Origin of the sequence: Paraburkholderia sp. ZP32-5, assembly GCF_021390495.1 — a bacterium.
Lineage (GTDB): Bacteria > Pseudomonadota > Gammaproteobacteria > Burkholderiales > Burkholderiaceae > Paraburkholderia.
Genome location: NZ_JAJEJP010000001.1, coordinates 728,303 through 743,979 on the forward strand (window position 1 = coordinate 728,303; position 15,677 = coordinate 743,979).

The 15,677-nt window shown below is 63.5% G+C and carries 15 protein-coding genes; 11 read left to right on the forward strand and 4 right to left on the reverse strand.

The genetic code is table 11. The features are described 5' to 3' along the window. The first annotated feature begins 427 nt into the window (after positions 1–427). A complete protein-coding gene (groES, locus tag L0U82_RS03100) occupies positions 428–718 on the forward strand; it encodes a co-chaperone GroES (RefSeq protein ID WP_008923887.1) in 291 nt (96 codons plus the stop codon). Between the two features lie 54 nt (positions 719–772). Further along, positions 773–2,413 carry a chaperonin GroEL gene (groL, locus tag L0U82_RS03105; RefSeq protein ID WP_233828418.1) on the forward strand — a complete coding sequence of 547 codons (1,641 nt, stop codon included), beginning with the start codon at positions 773–775 and terminating at the stop codon, positions 2,411–2,413. 158 nt (positions 2,414–2,571) lie between these two features. Here the strand turns inward: groL and cysC are convergent, their stop codons facing one another. From cysC to L0U82_RS03120, 3 genes are all read right to left on the reverse strand, one after another. Then, a complete protein-coding gene (gene cysC / locus L0U82_RS03110) occupies positions 2,572–3,210 on the reverse strand; it encodes an adenylyl-sulfate kinase (protein WP_233828419.1) in 639 nt (212 codons plus the stop codon). Positions 3,211–3,238: 28 nt separating this feature from the next. Continuing rightward, positions 3,239–4,450 carry a sulfotransferase family 2 domain-containing protein gene (locus L0U82_RS03115; protein WP_233828420.1) on the reverse strand — a complete coding sequence of 404 codons (1,212 nt, stop codon included), beginning with the start codon at positions 4,448–4,450 and terminating at the stop codon, positions 3,239–3,241. A 325-nt stretch (positions 4,451–4,775) separates the two neighbouring features. Next, positions 4,776–5,639, reverse strand: a complete 864-nt coding sequence (locus L0U82_RS03120) for a hydroxymethylpyrimidine/phosphomethylpyrimidine kinase (protein WP_233828422.1) — start codon at positions 5,637–5,639, stop codon at positions 4,776–4,778. Between the two features lie 344 nt (positions 5,640–5,983). Here L0U82_RS03120 and L0U82_RS03125 point away from each other — a divergent pair, with 344 nt between their 5' ends. The 8 genes from L0U82_RS03125 (at position 5,984) to L0U82_RS03160 (ending at position 13,392) form a co-directional block, all read left to right on the forward strand. Continuing rightward, positions 5,984–6,154 (forward strand): rubredoxin, encoded by a 171-nt coding sequence (locus L0U82_RS03125; protein ID WP_233828424.1) that lies wholly within the window; start codon positions 5,984–5,986, stop codon positions 6,152–6,154. 501 nt (positions 6,155–6,655) lie between these two features. Continuing rightward, on the forward strand, positions 6,656–8,077 hold the full coding sequence (locus tag L0U82_RS03130; protein WP_233828426.1) for a hypothetical protein: 1,422 nt from the start codon (positions 6,656–6,658) through the stop codon (positions 8,075–8,077). Positions 8,078–8,447: 370 nt separating this feature from the next. Then, positions 8,448–9,026 (forward strand): YqgE/AlgH family protein, encoded by a 579-nt coding sequence (locus L0U82_RS03135; RefSeq protein ID WP_233828427.1) that lies wholly within the window; start codon positions 8,448–8,450, stop codon positions 9,024–9,026. Further along, complete coding sequence (ruvX, locus tag L0U82_RS03140) at positions 9,023–9,463, forward strand: Holliday junction resolvase RuvX (RefSeq protein ID WP_233828428.1); 441 nt, start codon at positions 9,023–9,025, stop codon at positions 9,461–9,463. The genes L0U82_RS03135 and ruvX overlap by 4 nt, the downstream gene beginning before the upstream one ends. Next, the gene (gene pyrR / locus L0U82_RS03145; RefSeq protein ID WP_233828429.1) at positions 9,450–9,989 is read left to right on the forward strand and encodes a bifunctional pyr operon transcriptional regulator/uracil phosphoribosyltransferase PyrR; all 540 of its coding nucleotides are present in this window, start codon (positions 9,450–9,452) and stop codon (positions 9,987–9,989) included. Before ruvX ends, pyrR begins: the two co-directional genes overlap by 14 nt. A 145-nt stretch (positions 9,990–10,134) precedes the next feature. Next, positions 10,135–11,160, forward strand: a complete 1,026-nt coding sequence (locus L0U82_RS03150) for an aspartate carbamoyltransferase catalytic subunit (protein WP_233828430.1) — start codon at positions 10,135–10,137, stop codon at positions 11,158–11,160. Positions 11,161–11,218: 58 nt separating this feature from the next. Next, positions 11,219–12,499: a dihydroorotase gene (locus tag L0U82_RS03155; RefSeq protein WP_233828431.1), complete on the forward strand. Its 1,281-nt coding sequence runs from the start codon at positions 11,219–11,221 to the stop codon at positions 12,497–12,499. Positions 12,500–12,537: 38 nt separating this feature from the next. Then, positions 12,538–13,392 carry a lysophospholipid acyltransferase family protein gene (locus L0U82_RS03160; RefSeq protein ID WP_233828432.1) on the forward strand — a complete coding sequence of 285 codons (855 nt, stop codon included), beginning with the start codon at positions 12,538–12,540 and terminating at the stop codon, positions 13,390–13,392. Between the two features lie 92 nt (positions 13,393–13,484). On the opposite strand, the gene L0U82_RS03165 is transcribed toward L0U82_RS03160, so the two are convergent. Beyond that, entirely contained in the window at positions 13,485–14,357 is an 873-nt protein-coding gene (locus tag L0U82_RS03165; protein ID WP_233828434.1) for a symmetrical bis(5'-nucleosyl)-tetraphosphatase, read from the reverse strand. 177 nt (positions 14,358–14,534) lie between these two features. Here L0U82_RS03165 and L0U82_RS03170 point away from each other — a divergent pair, with 177 nt between their 5' ends. Further along, positions 14,535–15,446 (forward strand): GDP-mannose 4,6-dehydratase, encoded by a 912-nt coding sequence (locus L0U82_RS03170; protein ID WP_233828435.1) that lies wholly within the window; start codon positions 14,535–14,537, stop codon positions 15,444–15,446. The last annotated feature ends 231 nt before the right edge of the window (positions 15,447–15,677 follow it).

The window sequence follows — 15,677 nt, forward strand, 5'->3', positions numbered from 1 at the left end:
GTCGGCGGACCGAATCGTCGAGAGCACGCGTCTGCGCCCAGGCTCGGGGATTTCCCTGGGACGGCTTCAGTCACGCCGACGCGCTCAAGCCAGCGTCGCACGCTTCTGCCGAGCATGGAGCGGAGCAGTGGGCTTGTCCTGCGACGCGATGATAAATGACTGTTTTTACTGAGAAAAAGTTTGCGATTTCCGGTTTCGATACCGCGCGAAGTTTCCGGCTTAAGTAAACAGGCTGCCCGGTTAAGCGAATCTCGGCAGCGGATTTCGACATCGACACGCCATTGCCTCATCCCCCACTTCTTGAATTTGTCACCACCCGTCCATATAATTAGCACTCGCTGCACGAGAGTGCTAACAACATCGCCGGCTGGCCCAGCCAGCCGGGTTTTCCCAGCGTTCTTCAGTCTCAATCAAGAGAGGAGTATGTATGAACCTTCGTCCTTTGCATGATCGCGTGATCGTCAAGCGTCTGGATCAAGAAACCAAGACCGCGTCGGGCATCGTGATCCCCGAAGCCGCGGCAGAAAAGCCGGATCAGGGCGAAATCCTCGCAGTCGGCCCGGGCAAGCGTGACGACAAGGGTGCGGCTATTGCGCTCGACGTGAAAGTCGGCGACCGCGTTCTGTTCGGCAAGTACGCAGGCCAGACCGTCAAGGTCGACGGCAACGAACTGCTCGTGATGCGCGAAGAAGACATCATGGCCGTGGTGCAGAAGTAAGCGCAACGCCGCTACTTTTCCCGGTCATATCCAAAGAATTCAAGGAGTTAGAAGATGGCAGCTAAAGACGTCGTATTCGGTGATTCCGCCCGTGCCAAGATGGTCGAAGGCGTGAACATTCTCGCCAACGCAGTGAAGGTCACGCTGGGTCCGAAGGGCCGCAACGTGGTCCTCGAGCGTAGCTTCGGCGGCCCGACGGTCACCAAGGACGGTGTGTCGGTCGCGAAAGAGATCGAACTGAAAGACAAGCTCCAGAACATGGGCGCGCAAATGGTCAAGGAAGTCGCTTCCAAGACCAGCGACAACGCAGGCGACGGCACGACGACCGCTACGGTTCTCGCGCAATCGATCGTCCGCGAAGGCATGAAGTACGTTGCATCGGGCATGAACCCGATGGACCTGAAGCGCGGTATCGACAAGGCTGTTGCAGCCGCAATCGAAGAACTGCGCAAGATCAGCAAGCCGTGCACGACCAACAAGGAAATCGCACAGGTCGGCGCGATCTCGGCGAACAGCGATTCGTCGATCGGCGATCGCATCGCTGAAGCAATGGACAAGGTCGGCAAGGAAGGCGTGATCACCGTCGAAGACGGCAAGTCGCTGCAAGACGAGCTGGACGTCGTTGAAGGTATGCAATTCGACCGCGGCTACCTGTCGCCGTACTTCATCAACAACCCGGACAAGCAAGTCGCCGTTCTGGACAACCCGTTCGTGCTGCTGCACGACAAGAAGGTGTCGAACATCCGTGATCTGCTGCCGGTGCTGGAACAGGTTGCGAAGGCTGGCCGTCCGCTGCTGATCATCGCTGAAGACGTCGAAGGCGAAGCTCTGGCAACGCTGGTCGTCAACAACATCCGCGGCATCCTGAAGACTGTTGCTGTCAAGGCTCCGGGCTTCGGCGATCGTCGTAAGGCGATGCTGGAAGACATCGCGATCCTGACCGGCGGTCAGGTCGTCGCTGAAGAAACCGGCCTGACGCTCGAGAAGGCAACGCTGGCTGAACTGGGCCAGGCGAAGCGCATCGAGGTGGGCAAGGAAAACACCACGATCATCGACGGCGCTGGCGAAGCAGCGAACATCGAAGCTCGCGTCAAGCAAGTGCGCAAGCAGATCGAAGAAGCGACGTCGGACTACGACCGTGAAAAGCTGCAAGAGCGCGTTGCCAAGCTGGCAGGCGGCGTTGCAGTGATCAAGGTCGGTGCTGCGACCGAAGTCGAAATGAAGGAAAAGAAGGCACGTGTCGAAGACGCACTGCACGCTACGCGCGCAGCTGTGGAAGAAGGCATCGTGGCTGGTGGCGGCGTCGCGCTGATCCGCGCACGCACGGCGATCGCCGGCCTGAAGGGCGCTAACGCCGATCAGGACGCAGGTATCAAGATCGTTCTGCGCGCAATGGAAGAGCCGCTGCGCCAGATCGTCACCAACGGTGGCGAAGAAGCGAGCGTCGTCGTGGCAGCGGTTGCTGCTGGCAACGGTAACTACGGCTACAACGCAGCGACCGGCGAGTACGTCGACCTGGTCGACGCAGGTGTCGTGGACCCGACGAAGGTCACGCGCACGGCGCTGCAAAACGCAGCTTCGGTTGCTGGTCTGCTGCTGACGACCGACGCAGCTGTCTGCGAACTGCCGAAGGAAGATGCACCGATGCCTGGCGGCATGCCCGGCGGCATGGGCGGCATGGGCATGGACATGTAATTCCGCTCGGGTCTCGTGGTTCAGCCTCGTGGCTGGATCACACGATGAGGCCCGGTTGGATGTCCATCAGGGGAGTGCGCCGCAACGCGCGCTTCCCAAAAGAAAAAACCCGCTTACAAGCGGGTTTTTTCTTTTGGGGCCGATGATTCGAGAGCCAGTCAGTCGCCCGCTTCGTGAGTGGCGCGGTGCGCAGTGGTATCGAGACATTTGTCGCGCAGATAGCTGAAGATTTTCGCAACGCTTTCGGCGGGGCTCAACGTTCCGGTGTCGACGTGAAGCTCGGGAGCGCTCGGCGCTTCGTAGGGCGCCGACACACCGGTAAACGAACTGATTTCGCCCGTTCTCGCTTTCGCGTACAGCCCTTTCGGATCGCGGCTTGCGCAGGTGGCAAGCGACGCGGCCAGATAGGTCTCGATGAATTTGTCGTGGCCGATGATCTCGCGCGCCATCGCCCGGTCTTCGCGTATCGGCGAGATCAGCGCGGTGATCACGATCAGGCCGGCGTCGTTCATCAATTGCGCGACGTGCGCGACGCGGCGGATGTTTTCGCGCCGGTCTTCAGGTGCGAAACCGAGGTCGCTGGCAAGGCCGTGGCGGATGTTGTCGCCGTCGAGCACGTAGCACGCGTGGCCGAGCGCGATCAGTTGCTCCTCGAGCGCGAACGCGAGCGTCGATTTGCCGGAGCCAGACAGGCCGGTCAGCCAGATCGTGGCCGGCTTATGGTGAAACATGCGCATGCGATCCTGCACGGCGATCGTGCCGTGAAAGCGTTGCAGGAAGTTGGGCGGCTCTTTCATGGGTGGATTCTCCTGACTCTCCTGACGCTTATTCACAATGCCAACCTTGCCGCCAGGCGCCGGCATTGTGCAGGCTTTCCGTGGAATTGGCGATCGCAACGTGAAAGCCCTCCGGAATGCCTTCGGGCAGCGGAATCGAAAATCCGCTGTTCGACGTAGGATAACCGGCGCCGGCGACATCCGGGCGATGCTCGCCGCTCCAGCCGGTCGCGACGGTCTGCGCGCCGACCCGGACCTCGAGCGCGACGCGTTGCTCGGGCCGGCTGAGATTGACGGCCCAGCCGTACACGACGCCGTTTTGTATCGTGTCGACGAAACCATCGAACAGGTCGACCGGCGGACACCGCTGGCTTTGCGCGAATTCCAGATAGGTGTCGATCGGCGCGAGATCGAAGCGGTCGATTACCTCGTGGACTTTCGTGAGGAAAGAGCCATCGAAGCCGAAAACCGGCGAAGTATAGACATGCGGATTATCGAGCTTATTTATTTCCGCCTGAATGACCTGAACCAGTTCAAGTGCATTTGAAAACACACTGCCGGTTTGCTCGGAATAGCTTTCGACTATGCGGGTTGCGTCATTGAAGATTTGGTAATCGAAACTGTTGTCGTCGATAAACCTTTGCTTCGCCGCTTCGCTCAGATGACTCTTTCCTTTCGGCGAGCCATTGGTCCTGTTGGTTTCGAAATAGAACGGTAATTTAAAGCCGTTCGTGCCGCAAAGCCGCAGCAGAAATTCGCTCATGTTCTCGCAAACGCCGACTGTGCCAATCTGCTCATGCAGATGAGTTTGCGCAATCGCGAGACTCGCTTCATTCACCGTGGCTTCGCCGCTCAGCATCTGGACGAACAGATTCCTGCCGCCGAGCGATTCGCCGACCCATTCGTCGAGCGACAGTACCCCTTGCTGCGCGAGCGCTTCGGGCGTCGACACGCTGACGCCCCGGTTGACTTCACCATTCTTGCCGCTCGCGGCATACCAGTAGTGCGAGATCTGACGCGCGAGCGGATCGCGCACCATCGTGCAATAGCTGAGCGGATGTTTGAGCGTGCGATGAATGCCGTATGGCTGATGCCCGCCGCCAACGCGGGTGGCCAGCAGCTTCGCGCGGCAGTGTTCCCAGCCAGCCTGATCCCAGACGAAGCTGATGAATTGGTCTTTACCTTTATTCAAATCAAAGAACGAAATAACGGTCGAACCGCCGCATTTCGGTAGATGGATGAAGAAAACAGGAAAAGACATATGGGGTCATATGACAGTTTTGTGATTCGTAAAGTCTAGCCTGATGGGGGCGGCATCGTTGTAACGTTTAATTACGCCATACAACATCCGGTTACGCGATTCAAGATGAATTTTATGTTGTCATGCGAAATAGAATTAATAAACTACTTGCCCCATAAGGGACTCGTTGCAGCATTAACCGTATTAATCGATGCCAATCGATGCAATTCGGATTTAATGCGTGGAAAAATTTCCGGCTATCGCAAAAGACAGGTTCCAGAAACGGAAAAACCCGCGTAAATGCGGGTTTCCGGTATCGACTGGCCGCGTAACGCGGCTCGGGACTTTAGTGCCGCGCTTCGCCCGGGGCCGCGCCCTGACCGGGAGCGGGCGGCGTTTCTTCGTCCTCGCTGCTGCGCGCCCAGAAGAAGCGGTCGGGCATATAGGCGCCCATGCCGGGCCGAAATGCATTGCGGATCGCCTGGTACAGATATTCCTGCCCTTCGCGCACCGCTTCCGCGGGTTCCTGACCATTGGCCAGCAAGGCGGCGATCGCCGAGCCGAGCGTGTCGGTGATGCCCGACAGCCGCTGGCTGCCACGGTCCCACATGTCCTGGCGCAACTGGCCATCTTCGCTGAACAGCGTATTGACGAGCCGGTGCGTGCCCGTCTCCGTCGACAAGATGTACTCGCAACCCTGCGACAGCAGGTGCGAGATCGCCGCGTCGAGACTCGGCGCTTCGGCGTCGCCATCAGGCTGCGCCAGCGCGAGCAACGTGGATGAATCGGCGACCAGCAGCGTGGTTTGCGGCGCGAGCAGATCGGCGATCGCTTCGCGCAGTTCGTCGGCGGCCAGCACGTGCTCGTCGTCGAGCGTGAAGTCGGGGGCGAGAATCAGCGGGACGTCGTCGTAATCGGCGACCACTTCCGCGATCGCGCTCACCACTTCCGCGCGCGTGCACGCGCCGACTTTGAACGCGGCGACCGGCATGTCTTCGAGCAGCATGCGCGCCTGGGTCGCGACGACTTCCGGATCGAGCCCGGTGACTTCATCGCAGTTGGCCGAGTCGCGCACGGTGTAGCCGGTGAGCACGGAGACGCCGTGGCAGCCCATGCTGGCAAGAGTCATCAGGTCGGCTTGCAGGCCGGAGCCGCCAGTGGGATCGGAAAGGCCGAAGGTGAGGACGATCGGAGGCGTGTCGCTGGGCATGAAATGGATAGAAGGAAGCGGGATTTCTGGCGCGCACTGCGCGAATTGGCTCAATTATGCGGCCTAAACCTCGCTGGAGGCCGTTTTTTCGCACGCCCCGGCCCGCGACGGCACGAGCACACCACGTCGCCGCGAGGAGCCCACGGATCGATCGCCGGGACGTCGGCAGCATCGCGCGGCGTTAGGCCGCAACGGCTGCCGGGCCGCTCCCAGCCGCTTGCCGACGAGCCCGCCAGCAGGCCGGCGCACGCTACGATTGCGCGTTTCCGATTGCTAGGCATGGGGGCGGCAACACGGTACCATCATGGCTCCCGTTTCCACGGACTCAACGACGCGACACAAGAATGGAATATCAAAGCTGGATGTGCCTGATTTGCGGCTGGATTTACGACGAGGAAGCCGGCCTGCCGGACGAAGGCATTTTGCCGGGCACGCGCTGGGAAGACGTGCCCATCAACTGGACCTGTCCGGAGTGCGGGGCGCGCAAGGAAGATTTCGAGATGGTCCAGATCTGAAGTCTGGCAAGCGGTCGGTAACGGGCGGCTAGTTTTTCCGAGGGCTTGTCTGCTGGATCGTTCCGGTGCTTGCCTGCATCGGCGGCTCGATGGTCGGGGCACGGCGCCGGAAGTAGGTCACACCGGCTTGCGCGGCACGGCGTCTGCTAGCAGCGCGAAAGCGTCTCGTGCGAGGTTGCTTCGAGCATCATCGCTTGCCGGGAGGCGGCACACTCAAGCGAGCCCACCGACACAGTCTCTCAAAGGCTGGTCTCGCAAGGGCCGATCCGGCAGGGCGTGCCGAAGAGATCGTTCACGACAAGGCGCGGTGCCAGTCCGCCGCGCAACTGCTTGATCCGCCGGCACGCCCGGCATTCAGTCTCACCGCGTCGGCACGCCATATTGCCGCGCGCGTTGTGTCGCAACAGTAGTCTGTCATTGTTCTGTCGCCGGTTCGCACGTTGCCGTGGAACTCTGCATACGGCGCGAAGCGACGACCCGCCAGCTTCATGTTGCCTGCCCATGAGCACTCGATCCACTGCACCCGTTTCCTTCGACGCCCTGCCCAATCCGCGCGGCGGTGCGGTCCGTCCCGCGGAACTCGCGCTTGCCGAGGCAACGCTCGCGTTCGAGCAGCGCCGCGAAACTGGCGCGGCGCTGTTGCGCGCATCGCACGCGCTGCGTACGGCCGGGTGGCTCAGCGCGCAGCGTTTCGCCGACGCGCTCGTACGTCTGTCGCCGCTCGCAAGCGGCGAGCCGGGCGAGGCGGAAGGCGCGCGGCCGGTATTCGGCGCGGCGCTGGGCGATTTCCGCGCGGCGCTCGAGCGTCACAATCTGCGCGAGCTGTGCTGCTCGCCGGCGCTGTTCAATCACTACAGCGCGTTGTGCGCGCAACTGGCCGAGCACATGTCGGGTTCCACGGTCGCATTCGAAGACCTCGCATTGTGCTCACGGCCGGTGCCGCCGACTTCGCTGCACGCACAATCCGCCGATCAGCTCGCGCATCTGCGGGCACGCTACGAGCGCGCGCTGTTGCCGGTGCTGCGCTCGCAGGCCGGTACCGGCAGCGCGGTCGCGCTCGCGGTCACCAATGCCGCGCTCGATGAACTCGACACCGTTTTCGCCGAACTCGCCGGTCCCGATCCCTATGACTTCTGGCGGCTCGCGCGGGCCTGTGCGAAAGCGCTGCGCACCGGCGGCCACGCGCTTCGCGAAACCGACGCGCGGCGTTTCTATGCGCGCTGCAACCTCGCGCTCGCCGATCACGCGCGCGGTATCGAGCGGGCGCCGCGCTCGCTGGTGCGCGCGACGCTCGCGCTGTTGTGGCGCGACTACGCGTTGTTCGGCGCGGCCGCGGAAGATGCCGAGCAGGTCGAGCTGCTGCACGACTACGGGCTGACCGTCGACTGGCACGTCGCCGGCTCGCAGCCGTCGGAAATGCTGTGGGAGGCGGGCGCGCGCGACGCGCAGTCGTCTGGCGGCGGCCTCAGCACGCTGACTCGCGATCTCGGCGTGCTGACCGTCAACGCGCATGCGTACGAAGATTTCCTGCAGACCGCCGACGCGTCGATCGAGGCGCTTGCCGCGCACGCCCGCGCGGCGAATCAACCGGAAAAAGCCGATCCGAGCGAGGCGCTGCAGGCGGGCGACGCCGCCTACCGGCTCGGCGCGGCGGCCTGCGCGCTCGGCCTCGGCCATGTGGCGCTGCTCGCCGATGCGCTCGGGCTGGCGTGGCGGCGGCGCGCGCATGCCGGGGTCTCGACGCCGGCGGTGCGCGCTCACGTGATCGTCAGCGCGCCGGCGGCGGATACGCTCGAACAGGCGGCCGAAGCATTGCGCGCGACGCTGCACAAAGTCGCCGCGGGTGTCGGGCCGGCCGCCGCCAGCCACACGCAGGCGGCCCTCGCCGCGCTTACGCACGCGATCGAGCAGGGCAGCGCGTGAAGCGGGCAACGCGTCATCGCGTTGCTTTGATTCATATCGTTCCAGATGACGCGGCCAGCTCCGTCACGAATTCATCACGATAAGACACAATCGCGCCGTTTATTGCACGAGCTGCACGATCCGTGCGACCCGCACTGCCTACGGCACGCATGCCGCTCCGCCCTGCCGCGCACCGCCTGATCGCCGCATGACGCGGCCGTCGCGCGTGATAGAGTGCAACTTGATCCGGCGTCGATGGCGCGCGGCGCATTTGGCCAACCCGGTGGCCGAACGCGGTCGCCAACCCGGTAGCCAAACGCGATGGCGAAACGCAGCGTGGCGCCACGCTCAAAGCCCGCCATCCCGCATCGTCTTTGCTAAAATCCCAACTATGTCCAAGAGTTCCGATCGCATCAATCTGACCAACCAGTTCCTGATCGCCATGCCCAACATGGCGGATCCGACGTTTTCAGGAACGGTGGTCTACCTTTGCGATCACAGTGAGCGCGGCGCGCTCGGCCTCGTGATCAACCGGCCGACCGATATCGACCTGCAAGCGCTCTTCAATCGCATCGATCTGAAGCTCGAGATCGAACCCCTCCTTCATGTTCCCGTGTACTTCGGCGGCCCGGTACAAACCGAGCGCGGTTTCGTGCTGCACGATCCGAAAGGCGGCAGCGCGTATACGTCGTCGATGTCGGTGCCCGGCGGGCTCGAAATGACCACCTCGAAAGACGTGCTCGAAGCGGTCGCGAGCGGCACCGGCCCGGAACGTTTCCTGCTCACGCTCGGCCACGCAGGCTGGGGTGCCGGCCAGCTCGAGGACGAAATCTCGAAGAACGGCTGGCTGACGGTCGAGGCCGATCCGAAGATCGTCTTCGACGTACCCGCCGAAGAGCGTCTCGAAGCGGCGCTCGCGCTGCTCGGCATTTCGCTGTCGATGCTGTCGGGCGAGGCTGGGCACGCATGAGCCTGCCCGCCGGACGTGAGGCGACGCTGCTTGCGTTCGACTATGGCAAAAAACGCATCGGCGTGGCGGTCGGCAATTCGCTGACGCGTCGCGCGCAGCCGCTCGTCATCGTGCAGAACCTCAGCAAGGATTACTGCTTCGACGCGGTCGGCAAGCTGATCACCGAATGGAAGCCCGACGCGCTGGTGGTCGGCCTGCCGATGCATCCGGACGGCGCCCCGCACGAACGCACCCAGCTCGCGAAGCGCTTCGGCAATCAGCTGAACGGCCGCTTCAGGCTACCGGTCACATGGGTCGACGAGCGCTACTCGTCGGTCGAGGCCGAGGCACAAATTCGCGAAGGCAACGGCCGCGCCGACATGCTCGACGCCGAGGCCGCCCGCATCATCCTCCAGCAATATCTAGACGGACTTTCCGACGATCATGAGTTCCATTGACGCCGAAGCGCTTTATCGCGCGTTGCTCGACCAGATTCGCGCGGCGTATGGCGACCGGCTCGCCGCTACGCCAGGTAGTGCCGATGCGGTGGTGCTGGCCGGTATCCATAGCGGCGGCGCATGGCTCGCCGAGCGGCTCGCGCGCGATCTGAAGCTGCCGAGCTTCGGCGTGGTCAACGTCGCATTGCATCGGGACGACTACGCGAAGAAGGGGCTGCACGCGCAGGCCAGCCCGACCTCGCTGCCGTTCGCGGTCGACGGCAGCCGCATCGTGCTGGTCGACGACGTGCTGTACACCGGCCGCACGATCCGCGCGGCGCTCAACGAGCTGTACGACTATGGCCGGCCGGCGTCGGTCGAACTCGCGGTGCTCGCCGATCGCGGCGGGCGCGAGCTGCCAGTGGCGGCGCGCTTCGTCGGCGGCACGGTGGATGTGCCCACGAACGCGACGCTCGTGCTGGCGCGTGAAGACGGTAGCGCCGGCGCTCAGCGGTTTTCTTTTCACACTGAAGCGCGCGTCGATTGAAAGTCGCGCGCCGCCCGCACGTTATCGGTGCGGTCAGCACGCAGGCTCCCGCGAAGTCGTTTCGGATCGTCGTCACCCGCATCGCCGCGCGGCCCTGCGCCGCGACACCGATCAAGTTGAAGCCCGTATTTGAAGCAGGTACACCATGAACACCGCCACCCAGGCTCCGCAGAATTCCTCCGCTAGCGCGTCCGAGCGCTTCCGCTACGGCTTCCTGAAGGGCAACCCGCAGCTCACGAAAAACGGCGAGCTCAAGCATCTGTTGTCGATCGACGGCCTGCCGAAGGCCATCGTCAATCACATTCTCGATACCGCCGATCAGTTCGTCAGCGTGACCGATCGCGAGGTGAAGAAGGTGCCGCTGTTGCGCGGCAAATCGGTATTCAACCTGTTCTTCGAAAACTCGACGCGCACCCGCACCACGTTCGAAATCGCCGCGACGCGCCTGTCAGCCGACGTGCTGAATCTGAACATCAACGCGTCGTCGACGAGCAAGGGCGAATCGCTGCTCGACACGATCAACAATCTGTCGGCGATGCACGCGGACCTGTTCGTCGTGCGCCATGCATCGAGCGGCGCGCCGTACCTGATCGCGCAGCACTGTGCGCCGCACGTGCACGTGATCAATGCCGGCGATGGCCGGCACGCGCATCCGACTCAGGGTCTGCTCGACATGTACACGATCCGCCACTACAAGAAGGACTTCACGAAGCTGCGCGTGGCGATCGTCGGCGACATCCTGCATTCGCGCGTCGCGCGCTCGGACATTCATGCGTTGACCACGCTCGGCGTGCCCGAAGTGCGCGCGATCGGTCCGCGCACGCTGCTGCCCGGCGGCCTCGAACAGATGGGCGTGCGCGTGTATCACAACCTCGACGAAGGGCTGAAGGACGTCGACGTGATCATCATGCTGCGTCTGCAGAACGAGCGCATGAGCGGCGCGCTGCTGCCGTCGGCGCAGGAGTACTTCAAGAGCTGGGGCCTGACGCCCGAGCGTCTCGCGCTCGCGGCGCCCGATGCGATCGTGATGCACCCCGGTCCGATGAACCGTGGCGTCGAGATCGACTCGCAGGTCGCGGACGGTCCGCAATCGGTGATCCTGAATCAGGTGACGTTCGGCATCGCGGTGCGCATGGCCGTGATGGGAATCGTCGCGGGCAATCACGACTAAGCAACCACCACGCAACGACTGATCAATAGCTGGACCACGGGTTTAACAAAGGCAGCGCATGAAGATTCATATTCAAGGCGGCACGCTGATCGATCCGGTAGCGGGCACCGAACAGCAGCAGGACATTTTTATCGACGCGGGCAAGATCGCCGCGCTCGGCGGCGCGCCGGCCGGTTTCCAGGCGGAACGCACGATCGATGCGCGCGGCCTCACGGTCGCGCCCGGTCTCGTCGACCTGTGCGCGCGTCTGCGCGAGCCGGGCTACGAGCACAAGGCGACGCTCGAGTCCGAAATGGCCGCCGCGCTGGCGGGCGGCGTGACGAGTCTCGTCTGTCCGCCGGACACCGATCCGACGCTCGATGAACCCGGCCTCGTCGAAATGCTGAAGTTTCGCGCGCGCAATCTGAACCAGGCGCACGTGTATCCGTTGGGTGCGCTGACAGTCGGCCTGAAGGGCCAGGTGATCACCGAAATGGTCCAGCTGACCGAGGCGGGTTGCGTCGGTTTTTCGCAGGCCGACTCGCCGATCGTCGACACCCAAGTGCTGATGCGCGCGCTGCAGTACGCGAAAACGTATGGCTATACCACGTGGCTGCGTCCGGTCGATGCGTACCTCGGCAAGAGCGGCGTGGCCGCGAGCGGCGCGCTGGCGTCGCGGCTCGGTCTGTCGGGCGTGCCGGTCTCCGCTGAAACGATCGCGCTGCATACGATCTTCGAACTGGTGCGCGTGACGGGCGCGCGCGTGCATCTGTCGCACGTGTCGTCGGCGGCGGGCATCGCGCTCGTGCGCGCCGCAAAGGCCGAGGGCCTGCCGGTGTCGTGCGACGTGACCGTCAACCACGTGCATCTGATCGACCTCGATATCGGCTACTTCGACGCGCAGTTCCGGCTCGATCCGCCGCTGCGTCAGCAGCGCGATCGCGAAGCGATTCGCGCGGGTCTCGTCGACGGCACGATCGACGCGATCTGCTCGGCCCACACGCCGGTCGACGACGACGAAAAGCTGCTGCCGTTCGACGAAGCGACGCCGGGCGCGACGGGCCTCGAGCTGTTCCTGTCGCTAACGATCAAATGGGCCGACGAAGCAGGTGTGCCGCTCGCTACCGCGCTGAACCGCATCACCGCGTCGCCGGCACGCGTGCTCGGCCTCGAAACGGCCGGCCGCATCGCGCCCGGCGAGGCAGCCGACCTGTGCGTGTTCGACCGCAACGCGCACTGGCACGTCGAGCCGCGCGCGCTGAAGAGTCAGGGGCACAACACGCCGTTCCTCGGCTATGAACTGCCGGCGCGCGTGCGGGCGACCGTCGTGTCCGGTCGGCTCGCATACGAAGCGCGCTGAGCGGTATCGTTAGGGTCCAGTCAAGGAAAGCCACGGTCATGAAGCTCGCGTTACGCAAGATTCGTCTCATCGCGCATCTGCTGCACGGCATGTGGACCGTCGCGACGCGCTTCCCGAACGCGAGCGCCGACCGGCGTCACGCGCTCAATCGCGCATGGTCGCTGAAGATGCTGCGGCTGTGCGGCATGCGGCTCGTCGTGCATAACGACGCAGCGCGGCTCGATCGCGGCGCGCTGGTGGTCGCCAATCACATTTCGTGGATCGACATCTACGTGATCAATGCGTGGCGGCCCACGCCGTTCGTATCGAAAGCGGAGATCCGGCAGTGGCCGGTGGTCGGCTGGCTCGCGCAGCAACTGGATACCGTGTTTATCCAGCGCGAAAAGCGCAGCGACGCGAAGCGGATCATGCACGAGCTGTCGGAGCGGTTGAGCGCGGGCGAGCTGATGTGCGTGTTTCCGGAAGGCACGACGTCGAACGGGCTCACGCTGCTGCCGTTTCACGCGAATATGTTCCAGGCCGCGGTATCGGCCGGCGTGCCGGTGCAGCCGGTGTGCCTGATGTATGAAGACGCCGAGGGCCGGCAGTCGACCGCGCCCGCGTATATCGACGACCTGTCGCTATCCGATTCGCTCGATATGCTGTTACGCGGCGCTCCGCTGACCGCGCACGTGTACGTCGGCGAGCCGCTTGCGCCTGGTGCCGATCGGCGCACGCTGGCCGCACAAGCGCAGGACATGGTCGGCGCCGCGTTGCGGGAGATGCAGCACGGCACCGCGAAAACAGGCGAAGCTGTATGGCAGGAGCCTGAGGAGTCGGAGCAGCCCGTATCGTCCGACGAGCCGGCCGGCAAGCTGATCGCGCCGGTTGACGGTTCGAGTCATTCGGCCTGACGGCCATCGCAAGATGGCCCCGGCGTCGCTTGATGCGACGCTATCCGTTTTGGTAAGCGGCGGCTTATTCGAACGAGCCTGGCTGCGTGCGCCTAGTTGCCGCCGTTTTCCACCCGGCACGATTCGCAATCCACCTGCGTCAGCGTGCGTTCCGCGGGATTCTGCGCGAGCCGCACAGCGGATAGCTGTTCGCCCCATACGCAACCCGAGTCGAGACCGATCAGGTTGTCGCGCAAGGTCAGACCGAGCGCGGCCCAATGGCCGAACACGACGGTCACGTGCTCGGTTTGGCGCGACGGCACGTCGAACCACGGCATGCAGCCGCGCGGCGCCGAACTGAGCGTGCCGCTGCTGCTGAAATCCATCGTGCCGTCCGCCGTACAGAAGCGGATTCGCGTCAACGCGCTGCAGGTCACGCGCAGCCGGTCGATGCCCTTCAGGTCGGGCGTCCAGCGATTCGGCTGGTTGCCGTACAGGCCCGCCAGCGTTTCCTTCCAGTTCGGCGCGCGCAGTGCGCGCTGCAGCTCTTCGGCGAGTTCCATCGTCAGCGCCGCGTCCCATTGCGGCAGCACGCCGGCATGCACCATCAGCATGCCGTTTTCGAAGTGCGCAAGCGGACGGTGACGGATCCAGTCGAGCAGATCGGCGGCATCGGGGGCGGCGAGGATATCGTCGATCGTGTCGCCCCTTTTCGATTTGCGAATTCCCGCCGACACCGACAACAGATGCAGATCGTGATTGCCCAGCACCGGCACCGCGCGTTCGCCGAGTGCGATGACGTCGCGCAACGTGGCCAGCGATTCGGCGCCTCGGTTGATCAGATCGCCCGCGAACCACAGCGGCGTTCCGTCCGGCGGCGCGGCCTTTGCCAGCAGTTGCTGGAAGGGCTTGCGGCAACCTTGCAGGTCGCCGAACGCGAGGGGCACGGAAGAAGACGGGGCGCTGGGAGCGGAGGAGGGGATCATCTGATGAATCGAGTGGTTCGTAATTCGCGGTAAGAGACAGAGGTCGGCGTTCTGCGGTGCAACAAGCTAGCCTGACATAATATAGGTTTTGAAGTACCGATATCGTTGAAGGCCCCGGAGCTGGCGCGAGCACGTATGCCTGGCGATATTGCGCTACAAACAGGAGAGCAGGAAAGCATGCCGTTTTCTCAGGCCACGCGACCCGTTCGCACACTCGTTACCGGTGCGAGCGGTTTCACTGGCCGCTATCTGGTCGAGAGATTGCTCGCCCGCGGCCACGCCGTCATCGAGACGGTCGGCGAGCGCGACGAGCCGGAAACATCCACGCGGCTGTGGCTCGACGTCACGTCGCCGGATGCGTGCCAGCGGGTCATCGAGCGCACGCAGCCCGATTACATCGTGCATCTGGCGGCTATCAGCTTCGTCGGGCATCAGGATCCTCTGGATTTCTATCGCGTGAACGTGATGGGCACGCTGAATCTGCTGGAAGCCTGCGCACACGTCGGCCACACGCCGCGCAAGCTGCTGATTGCAAGCAGCGCGAACGTTTACGGCAACGTGGCCAGCGACGCGATCGACGAAACCTTTCCGCTTCATCCGGTCAATCACTACGCGGCCAGCAAAGCGGCGATGGAAACGATGGTGCGCACCTGGTTCGACCGCCTGCCGATCCTGATCGCGCGGCCGTTCAACTACACCGGCCGTGGGCAGACTTCGAACTTTCTCGTGCCGAAGATCGTCGAGCATTTTGCGCGCCGCGAGCCGTCGATCGAACTGGGCAATATCGACGTGGCGCGCGATTTTTCCGACGTGCGCTACGTGGCGAGCGTGTACGAAGCGTTGCTCGACGCCGAGGCTGAAGCCGAGACCGTCAACGTCTGCACGGGCACGCCCTATACGCTGCGCGACATTCTGTCGACGGCGAGCGAGTTGACCGGGCACGAACTGGACATCCGCGCGAATCCCGCCTTCGTCCGGCAAACCGACGTGAAGACGCTCATCGGATCGCCGGCCAAATTGCGCGCAATGGTGCCGGCCGTGGAGTCCATTCCGTTTATCGAGACCTTGCGCTGGATGCTCGCCGCCTGAGTGGCGGTGCGCTGGCTGCGTCGGCTTCCCATTTATCGCTCGTCCCTTGTTGTACGCATACGTCTGCTCATAGGCGCATATGCGTGACGGCTTTCTTTTCGTTATCCGTTGTAAGGCGTCCGCCAACCTGTCGCCAGCCGCGTCCGCTAACCTGGCGGAAAGTGACCAGAAAACGCTATCCAGCTGGGTCGATACGAAACTTGTCTAGCTGTTTCAAGTTGTTAGGGTTCT